We start from the raw sequence: 20,013 nt of genomic DNA, 5'->3' as shown, positions 1-20,013 counted from the left end.
TAAAGTCATTAATTTAATAATTTTATAAGTATAATTTTTTTTTGAAAATTAAACCGCAAATACTGGCTTTTAGTACACAACTTTATTGTATATCGTACAGGTGGAAAAAGCTGCATTTTACTCGTTAGTACACAACTTTATTGTATATTACAACATTGCAAAATCAGTAAAAACGTTGATACACCGAGGGGGACTAGTACACAACTTTATTGTCTGTGCACAATTGTCTGGTGATAAAAAAGTGTGGAACCAGTAAAAAAACTGTGGAACTAGTCAATTTACAAACACCAAGAAAGATCCCGATGATATATCGGGATCTTTTTAGTTTAGGATGACCGGTTTTTTAGTTGTTAATGTCGGAAGGAAATAAAGTATTAGACTGCCGATGGTTCATTAAACTCCCTCAAAATGATTCAGTTTCCTCACTCATGCTCATGAATTCGCAGGATTTCACCCTTAATTAAGTGTGATAGGAAAAGGCTCACAGAGGGGAGGGGGGCTTGGAGTAGTACAAAGGGCATGCGGGAACAAGGGTGAGGAGTGTCCACCTAGTTTATCCCATATTATGTACGTCTCCAAGTCGCCCCTAGCGAATCTCACTCCCATGTCTCAACGGGTCCGAGCCCTTTTGTTTAATGCCTCTCGATACTCCGTGCTTCTTGTCCATCCTGTGAATGCATGAGCTGTGAGAAAATGCTGCTTAAGCTGCTTGCGGAGACACTTTAGTCGAATCGTAAGCTTCGCTACTCTTGGCCAGACCGACAAGCATTCGGGTGACTTTACCGCACAATTTCATAATAGGTTTCATTTTCTTTAATTTTTTCACGTCGACATTGTGGTGGTGCAGGGCTCGAATATCTGGATTGGTCATGAGCATGCACATCGTTATGAGATAGGGAAATCCGAAGTTCCTCGTAGACTTCCGAATTAAAGCGTACAGGGGAATAGTATCCGTTTTTGATCATATCCGCGATGACAAGTGCATCTTTACGGTCACTTTTGGATGGAGTATTATCTGGGTATCTTTATTCTTTTTGACGAGATGAGGATTTACGAGAACAGCCTCAATTCCTTTGGCTGAATGGCAACGAGCCAGGCTTAGCCAGTAGTGGCCAGTTGGTTCTATGCCGACGATGATTTTGTTCAGCTTGTACAACTTAAGCAGATCTTGAATCCAGCGGCTGAACAACTGAAAACCCTCGTCATGGCTGCCAAACTCAAGTGGAGATCCGAGAGCAATTCCCCGGTAGCTAACCGCATGAGCCACGTGAGCTTCCTGAGCAATATCTACGCCTACGACCAGATGTAATGAGGAGAAATATAATCTTTATTCATGATCATAGATTGAATTAATTTTTTTGGAATCACATACTCTTGCTCATTATCAGAGCTTTTGTAGTTTTTGAACTCTCATAAGAATGGAATTAAAGGTATATGATCTCGATATTCATTTGTCCAGTATCCTTGAAATCCGGGGATATAAGAGTCAAGCTACTGATGATAATCATAATAAGTATCTTCAGCATAAGGCAATGTACACCTATACTGATCAGCAACATAAAACATTGAATGCCATTCAGTGTACTTCTCTAGCGTTTCAATTTCAGATAAACTACCATGACTATTATGGGTATTGCGATTTCGATATCTATTGTAGGCAATCTTCAGACGATTCAGAAATAAATTATACCACGTGGATTTTACGAGACATAAAGGCGGGAGAGGACAGTTGGAAAACGTTAAATGCGTTATAAGGTCGGCCTGTGTATAAGTTGGATAATATTGGTATTCACATGCCACACCGACGCACAAATTGGCTTGTTGTATTCATGGTCCAAACGACCATCTGATGACCGACTGAGAATGATATGGTATGCAACTAGAGCTGGAGCTAAGCCGACGAGAGAGAATAATTCAATGAAACATCCGGTGACAGTTACACGCTGATCAATTAGTGAACGAATACCTATAGAATATCTTCCATTCTTATAGTTGGAAAGGGTGTATAATAATAGAATAGGAAATCTCTAAAGGAGAATTATATGAGTCTTTTTAATAGATTGGAACAATTTACTTATTTGGTTGCACACCAACGGACTGATCGCTATCGGCCTATCGCCCGCGTCCTGTACGAACATCATCGTATATTTAGGACCATGCTCACAACAGAAGATATTTATACCGCTTTAAGACAAATGGATGAGTTTGTTAAACGGTTCCCTGACTACTCAATGGAGGATTTGGAGATGGACCTTGGTACGATGAAAGAGTGGGGGAATATCGAGATATCGCAACAAGAGAATGTCAAATACGTGGCATATGAAGACTTCAAGCGAAAAAAATATTTGATTCGAGCCACCGATGCACTCATAGATGTTGAAGAAATGATCACAACGATGGAGCGACGGGCAAATCGAGTAAGGGGGTCACTAGAGAAGAATTTAGCGGCCCGTATTATCGAAGAACTCGATCGTTTCAAAAGTGCAACGACAAAAGAACCATCCGAACTTTACAACCTTTGGAACGAAATCATGGGGCGACATGATCGCTTGCGCATTGATACGTCGGATTACCTCTCCCATGTGAACAGTAATGACATGGAAGCGGCATATCTCTCGGATCAGTTCCTTGAGCATAAAAATAAATTTGTTAGCTACTTGGACGAATTTGTTCGTGATATTCAAAAGCAGCAAGTTCGCATTTTAAAGAAACTGATGTCCGTTTCCAAAGATTACATAGAAAATGTCATTTATTTAATCGTAGATTACGAGATCAATCGGATTCAGCTTCCTACCCTAGGAGACACGGATCAAGAAGAGCGCGTGGAATTGCACAAAAAGCAGTGGCAATCAATGATTAATTGGTTTGCCAATGAAAGTTCCCAAGAGGGCGGGTACTACTTTTTGATGGAGCAAACCAAAACCGCAATCAACAAGGTCCTTCGTCTGTCTAGACAAGTAAGTGATCGGCTCTTCCACTACACCAACCGGAAGCATGATTACTTACATCTTGCGGCCCTATTTTTCAAGGCCAATGATGATGGAGAATGCAAAGAATTGTTTGGCTATATAAAGGGAATTGGTCCCGCTTCACAAATGGTTATTACCGACATACAGACATCAGACAGTGAAACCAAGACCGTATGGGAGTTGCCTGCAGAGCAGATCGAACTAATTCCCCGCAAAAAAAGAGATTTTGTTAAGCGAGTTAAATCGATCCTACTTGAAGACCCATTCGAGCGTCAGCGAATTGAAATGGAACACAAAGAGCAAGAGGAACGATTGCGAAGAGAAATGGAAGCGATCTCTTTGAACGGCCAAATTCGAATCCGAGACTTGAATGAAATTAGCCCCGCATTAAGGGATACTTTGTTGTACATGGAAACCGAAGGCTTGCGCAATCATGATATTGCTTATTTACCTGACGGACGTGAATTTCGCGCATTTGTCGCTAGTGAAGATCGCATTAAGATGAAGTGTACAGATGGAGAGCTTACAATGGATGACATTGAAATAGTGTTAGAGGACGGTGTTACAGATGAGTAACGCAGAAGCCCTAACCGAAGAGATTCAAACCCTTGTATTTTTGCTCTGGTCCGAAGAGTGGATCTATAAGGAGCATAAGCCTGAATTATACTTTCGCATTCGAAGTCACGAGCACAAATTAAAAGCTGTTTTTCGTGAATGGTTCTATTACCCTATCTACATGGGGGAAGGTTATGTTCGTTTGATCAAACGCCCTGAACGGAGAGTGCTCGACCCTAACCCTACGCACTCATTGAAATACCAAATGGATTTTGTTTTATATTCATGTGTACTGGCGTTCATGGAAGAGAAGGGCGAGGATCAACAATTTGTACTGCGTGAGTTGCTTGAAAGCATTAAAGCGTACTATCCTGGAGGGCCAGATGCCATTTCGTGGTCTGATCATGGGGTTCGTACAAGTCTGATTCGCGTAATTAAAACGTTGGAGCAAGAGCGGCTTCTTCTCATGTTCGACCGAACCATTGACCAATTTCGAGACAGCGAAGATTATGATTTACTCATGCAAGTCTCCAATGGGCTTAGGCATGTGATTCGTCAGACTCGTCTATCATTATCTGAATTTAGTAACATGATTTCGCTTAGGGAGGCACTTCATCAAGAAGAAATTAAAGAAGGCATGATCTGTGAACAGCAAATTTGGAGACGCTTATTTGCACAGGGCTGCCTGCTTTTATCCGAATTATCACATGATGAAGTGATTTATGCAGAAAGACATGGCCTTCGTATGCAGCAAAAGCTGGAGGAAGTATTTCAAGGGGTGTTTCTAGAGCGGTACGCCTCCACTTGGATTCTAGTCCATGACAAACCCAGGGAAGGGAAGAGCGTCTATCCTGCTTATAACACACATTCCCATATCGTCACTGCGATAGGGACTCATTTACGTGATCGGCTTGATCGAGGAGAAAATTGGTTGAATCACCGCGGCTATGTTGTGCTTTACGCCAAAGATGCCTTCGACCTTTTTGTTTCAGTTCGTAGGGCGAATCAGGAGTATTTAGCGAAGTCCAGCTTGTCTGACCGAGCGCTATGGGAAGAGGTTGCCGACTATATGAAGCAACTGGGCTTGTTGAAAGTAATAAACGATGAATGGATCTTTAGTGATGCTTTAGGCCGTGTGGCAGGTGAAATTGTAGAAGAAGTACCGCAAAAGGAGGACGTTAAGCGTGAGCTGGAAAGCGACCAGAATTGGCTATTTTAATGTTTGGTATCATGCCGATACGGAAATTGAACTTTCGGACGGAAAACTGTTTATTCGGGGTGACAATGCTAGCGGGAAGACGATAGCCTCGACTCTGATGTTGCCTCTGCTCCTTGATGGGAATTACAACCCTTCTCGTCTTGATCCTCAAAAGCGTACTGATCGCTTGTTGATTGACCTTCATCTTGGTGAAGAGGCGGTTAATCAAAAGAAAGACGGAAACGGCTACCTTTACATGGAATTTCGTAAGGGGGAGCAGCTCATAACCATTGGTATGGGCCTTACTGGCGTGCGCAAGTCAAGAGATTTAACGACCTGGTATTTCATTGTGACAAATGGAAAGCAGGTCGGGAAAGACTTGTTACTATACAACCAAACAAGGGATGGGAAGGCTCCGCTTGATTATCGTGATTTCTGTGACCGTTTCAAAGGATCGTTCATTACGGAACATAAAGCCGAATACGCGAAAGAGGTCAATCGGCTGTTGTTCGGGTTTCAAAATATGCATACCTTCCATATGTATATCAAGCTATTAATTGAACTGCGGCCACCGAAAATTAGCAAAGATGTCGGGCCTAGCATTATTAATACAAGTTTGACGGACGCGCTCCCAGAGCTATCCGATAACGATTTGGAGTCGCTAACGAATATTGTATCAAAAATTACTGAGCAAGAAGAACTCTTAACTAAGACAACATCTGAAGTAGAAGCACTGAAAAAGCTGAGCGAGGCCTATGAAGCTTACCAACTTGCTCTGTTCTTCGAGTTCACCGAGCATGTTTCTCGAGCCTCCCGACTGTTTGAAAGTGAGCAAAGTCGCCTTGTCACAAAAGAAAATGACTTGCAAGAGATGACCCAAAGACAATCAGATGCGAAGAGGCGAATCGATGAATCAGAGCAACAAATTACAGCGCTTGGAGTAACCGTTAATACGCTTAAAGAAGCTCATCAGGATGTCTTCAAAGCTGAAAAAAAGAAGCGAGAAATGGAGAGTCAGTTTGGTCAAGTTAAAGAAAGGTTAGGCCAAAAGGAAACCCAACTCCGCAACTCTAGGACGGATGTTCATAAGAATAAACAAACCATCAATGAGGCAGTTCAGGGTGAACTTCAAATCAAGGATGAGATCCAAGGAATCCTCGATTACTTGAAAGAGTATGAAACGTCGATCAAGTTCGATTACCACGATCGGTTTGTTAGTCAATTCTCAACGACGGCGGATCAGATTAGTTTAATTACGTCGTGGAAGGAAGAAATTAATCGGCATATTGCACGATTAAAAGAAATTGATGAAAATCTACGGTGCTATCAAGAACAAGAAGCGAAAACCATGCAGAAACGAACCGATTTTGAAAACAAACTTGAGGCATACAATGCTTCAATTGTAAAAATAGACTCGTTGTACAAGCAACTTCAAAAATCCAGAGTCGAGTTGTTCGAACGAATCGAAAGGTGGTCAGCTGATCACGGCCTATCAATTGAAACACGAGAGTGGGAATCATTACAGGGGATTTTAGGTGACTTATATGAATATAGTGAAGACGAGGAAAAGCTTCATTCTTGGAAGCAGAATATTTTAGAGCCTCGGGAAAAACCATTCCAAACCCAAAAAAGAGAAGCCGAGTACCATATTCAGCGGCTAACTGGTGAAATCAAGAAAGTTCAAATCGAATATGAGAAGGTTCTGTCAGCACCGTTTGTGGAACCTCCTGAGCAGAAAGAGGAGCGACTACAATGGAATGGCCTTGATGAGCTTCAAATCCCATATATTCGCTTTTTTGAAGCTGTCGAGTTCAAGGAAGCCGTTTCGGACCATATCCGAAAAAGTGTCGAGTCCGTCATTCAACGTTCTGGACTGCTCCAGGCTGTCATTGTACCTGAGGAATATGAAGCAAAGGCGAGTAGTCAAGCGGTTGTACTTCGCACACAAGCGCCGAAAAGCAAGCATCTAGGCGATCTGATGGAGCCTGTTTCTAGTAATAGAATCGATACAAAAACAATTGAGCGTGTTCTGCAGGGAATTTCAGTTGATGAAAATCAAGAAGGGTACATCGGCGAGGATGGCGTTTTCCGTAGCGGATTCCTAGAAGGAACTGCGCCTAGATGCAGTGAGTCGTATGTCGGTTTTCGGGCTCGAGAAGAGGCTCGTCAGCGGCGCCTGCTTGCCCTTCGAGAGCAACTAGATGAATTAGAACAGCATTTGTCGGATCAAAGCCACGAACTACGCGCGGCGCAGGCCGAGATCGACGAACTACGCCGAACATGGATGAAGATCCCTTCCACGCAAGAAATTAAGGAGGTTTATCGGGAGCAGGATGCAGAAAAGCGAAATGCTAAACGTTGTGAGTCGGAAAAAGAGGAAGCATATACGCATTATGAGTCCATTCGTCGAGAAACCCTTAATGTTCGAAATCAAGTTATGCGTTTAATTGGCGATATGGATCTCCCGCTTCGCCTGGACGTTTGCAGCCATACCCTAGAACAATGCAGGAAATATAAAGATGAAATCTTGGAATTAGGCAAGCTTACCGAAAAACGAATGGAAGTGGAAAGGAGGATTACCCAGACCAGGGGGCATCTGTATTCTTTGGAATCCATCGTAGAGGATTATCAAGAGGACTACGATGAATTATCGTACGAGCAATCGAAGCTCGAAAAGACCATTCAGCGCTTGCAAGAAGCTATGGATTCAAACTCCGATGTGTTTAAACAGATTGAGAATGCGAACCAGCAGCTTAACGATGCTAAAGATGGTCAGCGACAAGCAGAACAGGTATTTAACCAACTCACACCCCAAATAGATAATGCAAAAAAAGAAATTGAGAAACTCAAAACTGCTATTTTACAAGCTTCGAAACGGGAGAGCGTGTGGTTTAAAGAATTTCGCAAGCTCCAGACAATAAATAGTCCGTTTTCTTCTTACACGGCCGATCAAATAATAGGGCGGGACAGTGTAAGTGCTCCTAATCGTGAAGAGGCGCTTGAGCACCTTTTGGAAGTAGAAAGCGAGGTACGAGGCGATCTTGAAGACTACCGTTTACGTCGCCAACGCGAACAACCTTGGAACGGGGAAAATGAAGTAAAAGGGGAAATAGGAAGAACTGATGTGGACGCGCTAACTCGGTTAACCTCGTATTCTACGCTAAGCCTGCAGAGCAATAGTGGGGTTCCATGTTCGCCGCTAGAGTTGCTTCAAGAATTGTCCGACATTGAGCTTAAATTAAAACAAAATATCGGGGAAAAAGAAAAAGAACTGTTTACAGATATTATCATTAACGAGATCGGACGTACAATCCAGGCACGAATTTATGAAGCCGGACAATGGGTTAATGATGTAAACGAGCGGTTCCATGAGTTCGAGGGACTTCGGATTCGTCTGGACTGGAATGCAAAGGATGCTTTGGAAGATGATACACTAAAAACAAAACAGCTTGTGGATTTGTTAAGCCGTAATAGTAGATTCATTGATCCTTCCGACCTTGAAAAAGTTGCAGCTCATTTCCGCGCACGCATCGAAGCCGTACAACAACGAACAAAAAAAAATTTTAGAATGACCAGGCTGGAGGCCTACAAAGAGGTTTTGGATTACCGGAAATGGTTTATATTCGAAACGAAGGTTGATAAAGGTACGGGACCAGAAAAAGTTGGAAACCGCAACTTTGGGAGATATAGTAATGGTCAAAAAGCGATCATTTTGTATATGCCGCTGCTTGCGGCGATCGACGCGATCCTTATGAGTGCATCAGATACCGCACCAAGGTTAATTACGCTTGATGAGGCATTTGCGGGAGTCGATTCCAGCAATAAAGAGAAAATGTTCAATATGATTCAAGACTTTGGTTTTGATTACATTATGAATTCGTATGATTTGTGGGGCTGCTATCGAAGTGTAAAATCACTTTCGATCGTCACAATCTTGCGGCAACCTTCCTCTCCGCATATAGGTTTCCGTCGTTATCATTGGAACGGGAAGAGACAAGTGGAAGTGGAGTGAACAAAACGGACTTCAATTAAGCCATATTTGGACTAAAAAGAATAGACATTTTACTCGCCCTCTTCAATTATTTCTTTAGTGTTCAGTAACTTGATATAGCTCCAAAAACAAGTGAATTTTTTTGAGGAAGTGTATTTATGGAGTCTTCACTGATGGAACTGGTTCAGATTTTTCGAACTGAGAAAGGATTTAGCTCCTTGTTTACACTCTTTCGGGATAAATACCGAAGTTACGGAAGGATTGGGAGGAGCACCAAAGTTGTTCTTAGCGATCCATCACCACATGAACTGCAAACGTTAGAAGGTTTTTTTGGTGAGATATACAGGAATGATAAACCAATTATGATTACTGCTGCAAAATTTGAGAGAGCTATTATGAAAACAAAATATAAGAATTCATTTGAAGGTCTAGATATGAACGATCTTTTACAATTGTACTTTTTGGGGACTTTAACGTCTAAAAGCGAAGATAAACACAACTTTGAAAAAGAGAAGGAACTGTTTTTTCAAACTTTTTTGAGTCAATCTAAAGAGGGCAGCCCGTTCTATAGATTTGTTTTGTTCATAACAAACTATCGAAAAAATGCATTTATTCATTCCATTTATAAGGAAAACCCAAATTTACTTAAGCAACTACTTAACCTAATGAAAAAAATGTTTGACCATTTACCTTTGGGTAACAATATCTTTTTACCCTTACTCGCCTATAAGCTTACAGATGATTTCCATGCTTTAGCTCCTAATTCGGACGGCGGTAAGATGATGCTGTTTGCATTACAAGTGTTAAATCACTTGGATAATGGAGAGGATATCATTTCAAAACCCGATGAAGAACAGATTAAACACATTTTAGATGGACATCGTATCATATTCTGCTCGCAGTCCAATAAATTAGCTCGTCGTTTGTGGATTTTAGAAGACCAAAATGGTGAAGAACAAAAAAATCAATTAATTCCATTGGAAAAGGTCGGATCAGGTGGGTTTGCTGAAGTATACAGAGTTTTTGATTCAATTGAAAAGAAAGAAATGGCATGTAAAATACTCTTTGAGAAGTCAGTGTTTCTTCGAGAATATGGAAAAGAAGGAGAGGACTACTTACTGCGCTTTAAAAGAGAGATTAAACTTTTACGAGAAAGAATATCTCATGCAAATATTATTAAAATTAACAAAATAAAGCTCGATAATGATCCTGTTCTATTCACAATGCCATTGGCGGAAACCTCCTTAGAAAAATGGCTAGAGTTAAATCCTACCGCGTCGGATGAAACAAAATTAGGTATATTTAAAGATATACTTTGTGGTGTGTCTTATCTGCATAATTATAAAATCAGTCATCGGGATCTTGCCCCACATAATATCTTGTTATTTTCCAACAGTGACGGAACTATATTGGCAAAGGTTGCTGATTTTGGTTTGGCGAAAGACGACCAATCACTTTCTTCAATTACTAGACTTTCTAACATGTCATATGGAAGAGCCGCGTTTACTGCCCCAGAGCAAAAGATAAGCTTGAAAAATGCGGATTCTCTATCTGATATTTATTCGCTAGGGGCCATAATGTATTTCATATTTAGTGGGGAGTCACCAGAGCAAAGATTCAGATCATTTATTAAATATCAACCTATTGTTGGAAAAGCAATGGAGGAGGATCGTTCCAATAGGTATCAGACTGTCCAAGAATTAATGGATGATTTAATTAATAGTTCGGCTCAAAGTAATTATTTATTTGATAGTTTAAGGACTTATGAATTCCAAGATTTCTCTTTTGATGTGAAGCAAGTATTAAAATGTATGTCTGCCGTGAAGATTGAAGAGTCGCAAGAAGTTGTTGAAAAATTCGTTAGACCTTTCTTATCCATTCCCATTGACGTTCTTATGGAATGTGCAAAACATGAAACGATAATAGTGCCATTTATAAATGTAGCAAAAGAGAACATTTATAGAGTAATAGATTGTAATGAAGTGGATTGGGTTCACCTTTCAGAGCTTTTGAATGGAATCTATAAAATATCACAAAATCTTGTGGTGCAAATATCTACTTTAAACCTGATAATAATAGCTGCACTAGAGAAGAAAATTCCTTTAGCTCAAGCTATAATGGTCGATATTATTGGGAATTTGGCTGGTCAGGATAGAATTTCTCAACAAATAGCACACATAATTGGGGAGGAATTTTTAACTTCTCATGATTTATTAATCAGCCTTTTGAAGGATACTCATTATCCATCCGATATACGTTTCGTTTTAAATGACTATTAAAACGGGCGAACTCAGCGAATACGGACGACTTGTATATTTTGGATATACTATACAAAGCACACAGTTGTTTGTTGCTGATACCTAATACTTTGCACCCATTGAAAATATTTAAAAGTACTTTATGTAAAATCAATAGGTTTTGGTTAAATGTAGCTGTATCGTATGAATTATCATACAGGAAGCTATCTGGTCCTTAGATTACCAGCGTGCGTTAGAAAATGCTAACCTCATTTGGAAGAAAGTCTCCAACTTTCTTTTCATGGTAATTCCTAGTAGTTCCACACTTTCTTTTTTTCCCGTTTATCAAATGCCGTGGCAAGCACAATAAAATCAACAAAATTGGTTCCACACTTTTTTATCACCTGACAAAAAGTGTTCAGTTACTGTTCGGTTACACTAAAGTTGGTATCTTTACGTTATAGTTGGTTCCTGAGTTTTAAAAACCGGTTGTCCTAATTTAGGATAACTGGTTCTTTTAGTTGCTGAACTAACCGGTATTAAGCTGCCTTGATGTCAAAGAAAATAAAGTATTTTCTTTGTACTTTGATCAAGATAGTTTTAAGCATTACATGCTACCCGCATACGTTCTTTAGTTAAATATTGGGAATCTAATTTAGTGAGGAGGGCGTAGCCCAAGCGAAGGCGTGAAAGCGTCCTTTTATTGAACTAACGGGCAGGATAGCCACATATGGAGCAAAGCAGTGTTAACCACGTTGACCTACCCCTGGGACTTAATGTGTCGTATCGTTAGCTGCGCTAACAAACGTCGATACTGCAAATGCTATTGGAGCAATTACTTTCACAGGAGCTTTAATACAGCCTTAAGACTAAAAGCGGTTAATTCTTTGAGATTGGCTGCTTTTGCCTTTTGAAATTGCTGCGCAAAGCCAGTTCAGAAAAGTATAATTTTCTTTCTTTTAATGACTTTTTAGTTTATACACAAGAGAGATTTAGCATTACTAGCTATATAACGAAGAACATCAGAGAATGAACAGAAGAAATGTTCGGGAACATTCAGTGAATATGCTCTCAATCTACATGTCTATGTTCCAAAATAAGAGCTCAACCTAAAGTGGTTCCTAGTATGCGGCTAGCCGACGACCCGAAGTTAATTAGTGACAGGGAAAGGGGTATATCAAGCCAGTCATTACACTCGCAGAATCCTATATTGCTTTGCCTTCGGAAGAGGTTTAACTCCCGTTACTTCTATCTGCTCATCCCGCTCTCTGAGCGGGTTTTAGCTTTTTATTGAGTAGAGTATAGAAATGAGATTATTAAGTCTTAAAGGTTCATCATGATTTGTAAACATCATATAGAACGAGGAAAGATGGGGGGAATTAATTATATTTACTCACTCTCCTAAGATATACGATTTGATAGATTAGTTGTATAGCAAAGTCTTTATTGTTTACATTGAAAATAACACGTATTATGGTTCTTTCTGTAAACAAAATCACTAATCTATCCGATACATACATAAGGATGTTTTATTGTTAAATATACCCTTGAAAATTATGATTTCACATATCATTTATATTAGATTTCGGTTTAAGATAAACAGCTACTTTAATATGCACAGCAGTATGTAAACGCAGCAACCAGAAAGGAGATGGAACGTGAATCGTGAGGAAATTCTTCAACATTTTGCAAATGAGGTCTACGAACCGTTAAAGCATCAAATGTTATTTACGTTGGAAGCCTCTTTTCAAAATCGTAAGCATGCTTTGGCGAAGACATTTCGTAATTCACTGGAGCAACTACTCGGGAAAGTCAAGCAGATGCAGCGAGAAGGTACCAAGCAGGCGTTGGGATATATATCTTACTCCATGCTCCGTACCGAATTAGCAAACGGAAGGGCGACCTATTTGGTGGAGGCCATGGACAAGACGTGGTTTATGGATCTCCATCCTTGCCGGGATACCTATGATGCGAATTGGGCATTTCGCTATTTGGACGATTGGGAGACGGAATTAAGTAAGCACGCTAAGAAATATGGTGGAAGAATCGGATTAGATGATATTCAGAGGATGAAATTGCACGTAGCAGTACATGTTCATCAATATATCATTGCTTTGGCGCGTTTTAGTATCACAGAGGCATGGCTGGATGAAATACAGTTGGAAGATGTGTTCGAACTGAGAGTCGGAGAGTATTTAGATCGAAGCGAAGTCGTTTATAAACGAGATATGTGTGTCAAAGATTCGACGGTGATGAAAGAGTGGCTTGAGGAAAAGAAGCCATATGACTACATACATGAAGTTTTTCGGGGAATTGACGGATCTCAAGGAGATTATGAAGGAATACGTCTGCAATATGCCGATTTGAGTGAAAGTTCTTTCAACAATAGTGTTTTTACAGAAGGGAATTTGATTGGTTCTTGTTGGAATAAAGCCTGTTTACAAGAAGCGGATTTTAGTGGTTGTTTGATTCAGGAAGCCCGTTTTGAACAAGCCAACTTAAGAGGGGCATCTTTCCGGGATGTAATAGCTGTACCTGGAATTTACCAGTCTGAACGATGGGAAAGACCCGGTTTTCAACCCGTAAGTTTTGCAGGAGCGGATCTTACAGGAGCCCAATTTCAGGGAGCTTACTTGAAGGATGCAGATTTCACCGGGGCCATATTGCGGGGGGCTGACTTTATGGGGGCAGCGTTTGAGGGAGCCTGCTTCAAAGGAGCGGTGCTGGATGGAAGCCGGTTTAGTTTAGGCATGCATCCAGTCGTACAGAGTCTAACTTAATTTGTATAACACAATGCGGGGAAACGGAATGAAAGGGATGTGGCATAGTGGAGTATTTCCTTTGTCAGCAGGATGATCGGATGTTGTATGCTGCTGTTCCCGTATGGGATGAAGAAGCAAATGCAGAGATGATGGACCTAAATGACTGGACGAATTGGCCCCCATCTTATGCTGCACAGTTTAAGGTTAATGGTCACGATTATACAGTTTACCCTGATATTCTAATGGGTTCAAGGATGATGGTATCTGATGCTGTGCATGAATTGTTACAGGTCTATGTGCCGAGCTTGTTCAGCCGTATGGCTTTGCTTCGGGATATGGAACGTTCGCAGCAAAAGTTGTATTGGATGATTCAACCCCCTTTAGTGGATTGTTTGGGTGAGCAAAGCCAATTTCGTCCCGGAGGAACATTGATGAAGCTGGTCGTAGATCGAAAACGTACCGAGGGGAAATCCCTATTGCAAGTCCAAGGGTTGCGTGAAACCTGCATGTTGGTCAATCTGGCCTTGGCGGAAAGTCTGTTGCGGAGAGGGACAAGTGGCATCACCTTTCAGGAAGTCGCCATGCAGTAATAAAGATGGGAGTGGATGATGTATGGAACATCTGGATAAGAAAATTGTTTCGTTGCTACACACAGTAACAGCAGAAAATACCGAAAATGATCAATCTTTAATTCAGGATGAAGGAGTGAATCACGCTCACGGGAAGGAACCGTTTGGACAGCCCTTACAAACATTTATGCAACTCGGTGGGGAAAGATTTATTTTTGCTCAGCGACATTTGCTGGATGAACGCATCAGTATAACAATGCCAAAGAGCTTTCGGGATATGCCCATGCACGAGCAACGATTAAAATATCCCTCTCATCATCGTCCGGATTTTATTTTTACCAATGACACAGGCACGATTAACTTAACCTTCAAGCATACCGAAAGTCCATTACAAACCGAAGAGTTGGAGAACTTTACGGATGAGATGGCTCAGGTGGTAAAACAAACCCAGAAGTTGACTGAATGGTTTGGCCATGAAGTGCTGGAGAACGAAGAGTGTCAGATTGGATACTGTGAATTTATGACACCAGTATGGAATGCGCGTGTGTATAATTTATCCTTTTTTACGGTGCTGGAAGGACGTGCGCTCATGTGTACTTTTAACTGTACGGATGAAGAGATGGCGACCTGGCAGCCAATAGCCCGCAGTATGCTGCTAACGTTGAAAATCGAGTCTGAACGAAAGGAAAATCAACCCTTATGACATTAACCCATATTACATATGATCGGCTGCAAATTACACCATTTGAAGTGGTTAGCATTCAGGAACTGCATATGACCAAGCGACTGAATGAGCACACCCGGCTCTCTTTTACCGCTATTTTGCCTGAAGAACTACAGGACAGTTATGTCCAGTTGATTGAAGCCGATTCACCGGTTTGTGTATCACAACTAGATGAGGTAGGCACTCCAACACCGCTATTTAACGGAACGGTGCTCCATATGGAAGTCAAAGTGGTCAGAGATGTGTATTACCTGGAGGTCGAGGCAATATCACACACGTATAAACTGGATATTCGTAAAAAGAACAGGTCCTTTCAAGATAAAAATATGAAGGTTGAGGAATTGCTGCGAGCTGTAGGTGCAGATTATCCCGGTTTTGATATCATTGATTCGGCTACAGGGGGAGCGACTTTAGGCCGTATAGCAGTCCAATATCGTGAAACCGATTGGGAGTTCCTCAAGCGGATCGCTTCGCGTTACCATACTTCACTCACGCCTGCGTCGGTGTTTGAGGTGCCGAAGTGCTATTTTGGAGTCGAAGAAACCCAGTCTGGACTGGACTTAACCAATTATCATTATACCGTCAGCAAGCGAGTCGGAGATTATCGTTATTTCAACGGCAATGATACAGCACATGTAAACGAGCATGATTTTATTGATTACCGGGTTGAGGCGGAGCAGGTATTGGAGCTCGGCAGCACCGTTACCTTTAAGGGTAAAAATCTGTATGTGTACAAGGTAGACACTCATATGCAAAAAGGAATGATGCAGCACGTGTATACCCTGACTTCCCACAAGGGATTGAGACACCAAGAGGTGTTTAACGAGCAGCTTATCGGTCTGTCTTTACCTGGTAAAGTCATTCAGGTAGAGCGAGATCGTATCAAACTACATTTACATATCGATGCTGCGCAGGACCCTGCAAAGGCCCACTGGTTTACCTATGTTTCTCCTTATACTGCAGAAGGACATAGCGGATGGTACGTAATGCCTGAGCTCGGGGATACCGTTCTGCTCTATTTCCCTGCCCATCGCGAGGAAGAGGGCATGGCAAGTACATCTTTGCGCGAAAAGAATCAGAGTACGGGACAACATGCTCTTGCACACCCTGACATCAAATTGTTCCGTACCGCCCACGGCAAGGAAATCAAATTAACCCCTGATGAAATTGTCATCACCAGTAAAGAGGGGACGATGTATATCCAGTTAAATGAGAAAGATGGTATTCACATTGTAAGTGATAAACAGATTCAATTTTCAGCAGGAGGAAATATCTCCATTCATTCTGGCAGTAAAGTGAAAATCACCGCTGGGGATGAAATTCAAATGACGAGCAAAGGCAGTACCGTATCGCTGGGTGGAATAACCAATGTTTTGGGCAGTGAAGTGAAAACAAACTAAGAAAGGACATGGGGGGAAAGAGGAATGGCAAAAAAGTCTCATTCGGAAGAGGAACCTATCCAGGCTGGACGGGGAAGCAAGCAGGGCTACGTAGTTGCCGGGGCCATCTTGAGCTGCAGCTTTGGTACGCAGCCGACACGGCTCAAACGACCGTTCAGTCACGGCGTATATGTGAAGGAGAAAGCCCAAATGAATGTTGGAGATTACTTGCCCGGCACCAATATCAGCAATTTTGGCCGTTGCTCCTGCCCAGCCAATCCAGCGGTCAAAAGTAGTGACATGGTCGATATTTATGGGGTCAAAAAAGTGAACTGTGTTCCGGTGATCACCGGACCCTGGATCGGGGGCAAAAGCGATGTGCTTGTTGAAGGAGAACCAGCCCTGCTGGATCAATGTTCGAATGCGTGCCTATACGGGGGAATGATTCGGATTACAGACGATGGCCAGACGCTGGAGTAGGGAGGCACAAGTTGAATCATACACAAACAATGTTAACGTATACGGAGTTGGAATGCATAGGTCCATATCCTCTTCAGACGATCCATGAACTGCGTATTGAACGGAAATTGAACGATCATGTCCGGTTAAGGATCAGTGGATGGATAGATGAAGAGCAGAGAGATCATTACATAGAACAGGATCAGGATAACGAGCCTGTCATCATCCGAACCAAAACAGACAATGGTCAATCTGAACGCATTTTGTTCCATGGTTTATTGGTCCGTGCAGAAACACGAATGGTGCGTGGTATCTATTATGTGGAGCTTGAAGCCGTTTCCCATACGATTCAGTTGGATATCACACCTGTCACCCGTTCTTATCAGCATACCTTAATGCCTTACGAAAAGTTGATCAAGCAAATCATTCAGAAGTACAGCCAGGCTGATGTTATCGATAACGCAACAAACGGTGCTACCCTGCATGCCTTTACTTTACAGTATCAGGAGACGGATTGGGCCTTTCTCAAACGGATCGCTTCCCGATTTGGAGCTGTGCTGATTCCGGAAATTTCATTGAACGGACCCAAGTTCTGGTTGGGTATGCCGGAGGGACAATACGTTGAAATGAAGCATCCTGTTTACCGAACCCGGCGCAGTTTTGATCCCAACAGCAAAACGAATTTCAGCTACTTGTTGCAGAGTGAAACGCTTGCCCGGCCCGGGGATCTGACGGATTGGAATGGCGAGCAATGGATGGTAGCGGAAGTCACTTCTGAATTGCAAAAAGGAGTGCTGCTACACGAGTATGAACTGGTTCACGAACAGGGAATTCAGCAAACAGAGATTTTGTGCCCTCACCTGACAGGAGCTTCGCTCGAAGGACGTGTATTGGAAGCCAAATCAGGCCGAATACGTATTCATCTTACAGTGGATGAAAAACAGGATCGGGAAACGGCATGGTGGTTTCCATATGCCAGCAGTTATACAGCCGAAGGGCACAGCGGTTGGTACGTCATGCCGGAACAAGGAGATACAGTATCTGTCCGGTTCCCTACAGAGCAGGAGGCGGACGGATATGCGGCAAGCTCCATACGAAAAGGCCGAAATTCGCCGAAGCTCACTGACCCAGCCACCAAGTATTGGGGGACACCTCATGACAAGGACATCAAGCTAAGTGCCAGTGAATTGAAGGTGACGGCCAAGTCGGAACGGGTTCACATTCAATTGAATGCATCGGGGGTTCAGGTCGTCAGTGAGCATGGATTGTCATTGTCGGCAGGCAAGACGCTCTCCTTGCATGCAGATGGGGAACTGAATATTCAAGCTGCCGAGGCCATCTATTTCAAAGCAGGCAGCAGCAGCTTGGTGCTGGACGGTGAAACGGATATACGATCCGCTAAAGTCCAACTGGAAGGGACGGTTAAAAAACCGGTTTTTGTAGCTGAACTGGCACCAGTCTGGGAACCGCCATTAATGTCTGTAAAAGCCTATGCGGAGGCGCAGGCGGCGAAAAGTGCAGCAAGCAGCAGTACAGGAGAAAGCTCCAATTCAGGCGCTACATCGAAAGATGGGGGAGCCCTTAAGTCAGCCGTAAACACTCCCAGCTCACCGAAGGCCAGTCTACTGGATGGCGTATTGGGACTAGCCCAGAAAGTATGTGATGTGGCTGCGTCTATTCCTGTCTTGGGGGCCATTCCGAAAGCAGCAAGTCAAAAAATAGCCTCGATTCGTTCCGAGGTCGCTTCCTCCGGACCGTCATCCATAGTTAAATATGCGGCAGCCGGATTGTCCATGATTGCCAGTGTACCTTCCCATGGCTGGGGAGTGATGTTAGGGAAGACTGCCAAGGTTGCTGCTCAAACCTTACATGCGCACGCGGAGGAACAGAGGGCACGTGAACAACATGCGATGATGGATTTTCTAGGCAAGGTGTGGACGAGTGCCAGAGGATATGGAGGAGTACAATCCATTCCGGACTTCATCAACTATGTTATAGGAGTCAGTAAAGCTTCCGTACAAGCCTATGGCGAAGTTCCTCCTGATATACGGGAACGATGGTATCAAAGAAATGTGGATCAACAGTTTGAAAAGGCGCTGGATGCTTATTATAATAATCAGGATCTCTCCACAGATATAATTGCATTAATGGAACATCAGCGGCAGACAGACAACCATTTTCGATATAGTGACAGAGCTTTGATGAGTTCCAAGTATCGGGATGATATGAAAGGGTATACGACGGAACAGAAGAAATATCTAATTGATTTTCTGAATTCAATTGACGAATATAGAAAAGAGTATGGGCCGTTTAGGGAAAGTCCTTTTATGAAAGACTTGGATGAGACTGAGCGGATTGTGTTCAATGAAATCAAAAACTCTACTCATGAATATGTAGAGGCGACATGGGAGCGAATACGTAACTTTCCTAATCTAGATATTCGTCAAATGGTGATTGATAACTTCGAAGGAAAACAAGACGTAGCAGATAAAATTGTTAAAGTCATAACGCAACCAGATGCTGTTTATGAAAAAGCAAAAAATAGCTCCAAGCAAGAAACTGCCCATCTGTTAGTAGAAGCAGCATTTGCGTTTGTAGTTGGAAGGAAAGGAAAGAGACATTCCAAAGATGACGGTGCTTCACCAGGAGGATCGCATAAGAAGGATGATCATTCTTCTGAGGGGACGGGTGATGTTGTCCCAGTAATAAAAAACAATTTCGAGTTTGTAAATGGCTTTGACGATCATATGATAAATACACAAGGTATTGTTAGAAAAGGGAATAAGGGTGTTGTCGGAGGTCATAATTTAGAAAACTTCGAAAAAATTCTGACAGATCAAGGCTGGAAGCTAGATGATATCATTATTTCAAGAACACCGCATCCCACAGTTCCTGGAGTATTTCAGGTTCAGTATAGACTTCCAGCTCTTGATAGGGAATTAAACGTAATACCCGGTCAGTATAAAAATATTCCACACCCTAAAACAGTGTATGATCCAAATGTAATCTCGAATGATCAAATGATAAAATGGGGGAAGGAAGCGATGGAGCATGGCGAGATTGTAGGTAGGGAAATTCGAGGAACAGCATCAAATGGGTTGAAATTCACGGGATACCTTGATGGAAATGGAAAAGTGACGAATTTCTTCCCGACTATATCAGAATAATTT

The 20,013-nt window shown here is 42.2% G+C and carries 12 protein-coding genes and 1 pseudogene; 10 read left to right on the top strand and 3 right to left on the bottom strand.

Annotated features, from left to right (window positions below):
• Nucleotides 1-700: 700 nt before the first annotated feature.
• The 3 genes and pseudogenes from ACQQ6X_RS21695 to ACQQ6X_RS21685 form a co-directional block, all read right to left on the bottom strand.
• Nucleotides 701-871 (bottom strand): hypothetical protein, encoded by a 171-nt coding sequence (locus ACQQ6X_RS21695; protein ID WP_305167030.1) that lies wholly within the window; start codon nucleotides 869-871, stop codon nucleotides 701-703.
• Between the two features lie 46 nt (nucleotides 872-917).
• Nucleotides 918-965 (bottom strand): annotated as a pseudogene (locus ACQQ6X_RS21690) (hypothetical protein); the annotation flags it as partial.
• Nucleotides 962-1,267 carry an IS110 family transposase gene (locus tag ACQQ6X_RS21685; protein ID WP_058831496.1) on the bottom strand — a complete coding sequence of 102 codons (306 nt, stop codon included), beginning with the start codon at nucleotides 1,265-1,267 and terminating at the stop codon, nucleotides 962-964. The pseudogene ACQQ6X_RS21690 and the gene ACQQ6X_RS21685, both read right to left, overlap by 4 nt.
• A 775-nt stretch (nucleotides 1,268-2,042) precedes the next feature.
• On the opposite strand from ACQQ6X_RS21685, the gene ACQQ6X_RS21680 reads away from it, so the two are divergent.
• The 10 genes from ACQQ6X_RS21680 to ACQQ6X_RS21635 all read left to right on the top strand — a co-directional run bounded on the left by ACQQ6X_RS21680 (nucleotide 2,043) and on the right by ACQQ6X_RS21635 (nucleotide 20,010).
• Entirely contained in the window at nucleotides 2,043-3,545 is a 1,503-nt protein-coding gene (locus ACQQ6X_RS21680; protein WP_305166993.1) for a TIGR02677 family protein, read from the top strand.
• Nucleotides 3,538-4,743, top strand: coding sequence for a DUF2398 family protein (locus tag ACQQ6X_RS21675; RefSeq protein WP_305166992.1), 1,206 nt, complete (start codon nucleotides 3,538-3,540; stop codon nucleotides 4,741-4,743). The genes ACQQ6X_RS21680 and ACQQ6X_RS21675 overlap by 8 nt, the downstream gene beginning before the upstream one ends.
• A complete protein-coding gene (locus ACQQ6X_RS21670) occupies nucleotides 4,709-8,734 on the top strand; it encodes a TIGR02680 family protein (RefSeq protein ID WP_305166991.1) in 4,026 nt (1,341 codons plus the stop codon). Before ACQQ6X_RS21675 ends, ACQQ6X_RS21670 begins: the two co-directional genes overlap by 35 nt.
• 137 nt (nucleotides 8,735-8,871) lie before the next feature.
• Nucleotides 8,872-10,992: a protein kinase domain-containing protein gene (locus ACQQ6X_RS21665; protein WP_305166990.1), complete on the top strand. Its 2,121-nt coding sequence runs from the start codon at nucleotides 8,872-8,874 to the stop codon at nucleotides 10,990-10,992.
• Nucleotides 10,993-12,608: 1,616 nt separating this feature from the next.
• Complete coding sequence (locus tag ACQQ6X_RS21660) at nucleotides 12,609-13,730, top strand: pentapeptide repeat-containing protein (protein ID WP_305166989.1); 1,122 nt, start codon at nucleotides 12,609-12,611, stop codon at nucleotides 13,728-13,730.
• A gap of 47 nt (nucleotides 13,731-13,777) precedes the next feature.
• Nucleotides 13,778-14,302 (top strand): hypothetical protein, encoded by a 525-nt coding sequence (locus ACQQ6X_RS21655; RefSeq protein ID WP_305166988.1) that lies wholly within the window; start codon nucleotides 13,778-13,780, stop codon nucleotides 14,300-14,302.
• 22 nt (nucleotides 14,303-14,324) lie between these two features.
• A complete protein-coding gene (locus tag ACQQ6X_RS21650) occupies nucleotides 14,325-14,984 on the top strand; it encodes a hypothetical protein (RefSeq protein ID WP_129550044.1) in 660 nt (219 codons plus the stop codon).
• The gene (locus tag ACQQ6X_RS21645) at nucleotides 14,981-16,405 is read left to right on the top strand and encodes a phage baseplate assembly protein V (protein WP_305166987.1); all 1,425 of its coding nucleotides are present in this window, start codon (nucleotides 14,981-14,983) and stop codon (nucleotides 16,403-16,405) included. Before ACQQ6X_RS21650 ends, ACQQ6X_RS21645 begins: the two co-directional genes overlap by 4 nt.
• A gap of 24 nt (nucleotides 16,406-16,429) precedes the next feature.
• Nucleotides 16,430-16,864, top strand: coding sequence for a DUF4280 domain-containing protein (locus ACQQ6X_RS21640; RefSeq protein ID WP_305166986.1), 435 nt, complete (start codon nucleotides 16,430-16,432; stop codon nucleotides 16,862-16,864).
• A gap of 11 nt (nucleotides 16,865-16,875) precedes the next feature.
• Nucleotides 16,876-20,010: an EndoU domain-containing protein gene (locus tag ACQQ6X_RS21635; protein ID WP_305166985.1), complete on the top strand. Its 3,135-nt coding sequence runs from the start codon at nucleotides 16,876-16,878 to the stop codon at nucleotides 20,008-20,010.
• The last annotated feature ends 3 nt before the right edge of the window (nucleotides 20,011-20,013 follow it).

Origin of the sequence: Paenibacillus ottowii (assembly GCF_050516475.1) — a bacterium.
Classification (GTDB): domain Bacteria; phylum Bacillota; class Bacilli; order Paenibacillales; family Paenibacillaceae; genus Paenibacillus; species Paenibacillus ottowii.
This window is presented reverse-complemented; position numbering and strand designations above follow the sequence as displayed.

Coding starts and splice junctions, on each gene's coding strand:
- ACQQ6X_RS21695 (WP_305167030.1), bottom strand. CDS start 871: ATGACCAATCCAGATATTCGAGCCCTGCACCACCACAATGTCGACGTG.
- ACQQ6X_RS21680 (WP_305166993.1), top strand. CDS start 2,043: ATGAGTCTTTTTAATAGATTGGAACAATTTACTTATTTGGTTGCACAC.
- ACQQ6X_RS21675 (WP_305166992.1), top strand. CDS start 3,538: ATGAGTAACGCAGAAGCCCTAACCGAAGAGATTCAAACCCTTGTATTT.
- ACQQ6X_RS21665 (WP_305166990.1), top strand. CDS start 8,872: ATGGAGTCTTCACTGATGGAACTGGTTCAGATTTTTCGAACTGAGAAA.
- ACQQ6X_RS21650 (WP_129550044.1), top strand. CDS start 14,325: ATGGAACATCTGGATAAGAAAATTGTTTCGTTGCTACACACAGTAACA.
- ACQQ6X_RS21645 (WP_305166987.1), top strand. CDS start 14,981: ATGACATTAACCCATATTACATATGATCGGCTGCAAATTACACCATTT.
- ACQQ6X_RS21640 (WP_305166986.1), top strand. CDS start 16,430: ATGGCAAAAAAGTCTCATTCGGAAGAGGAACCTATCCAGGCTGGACGG.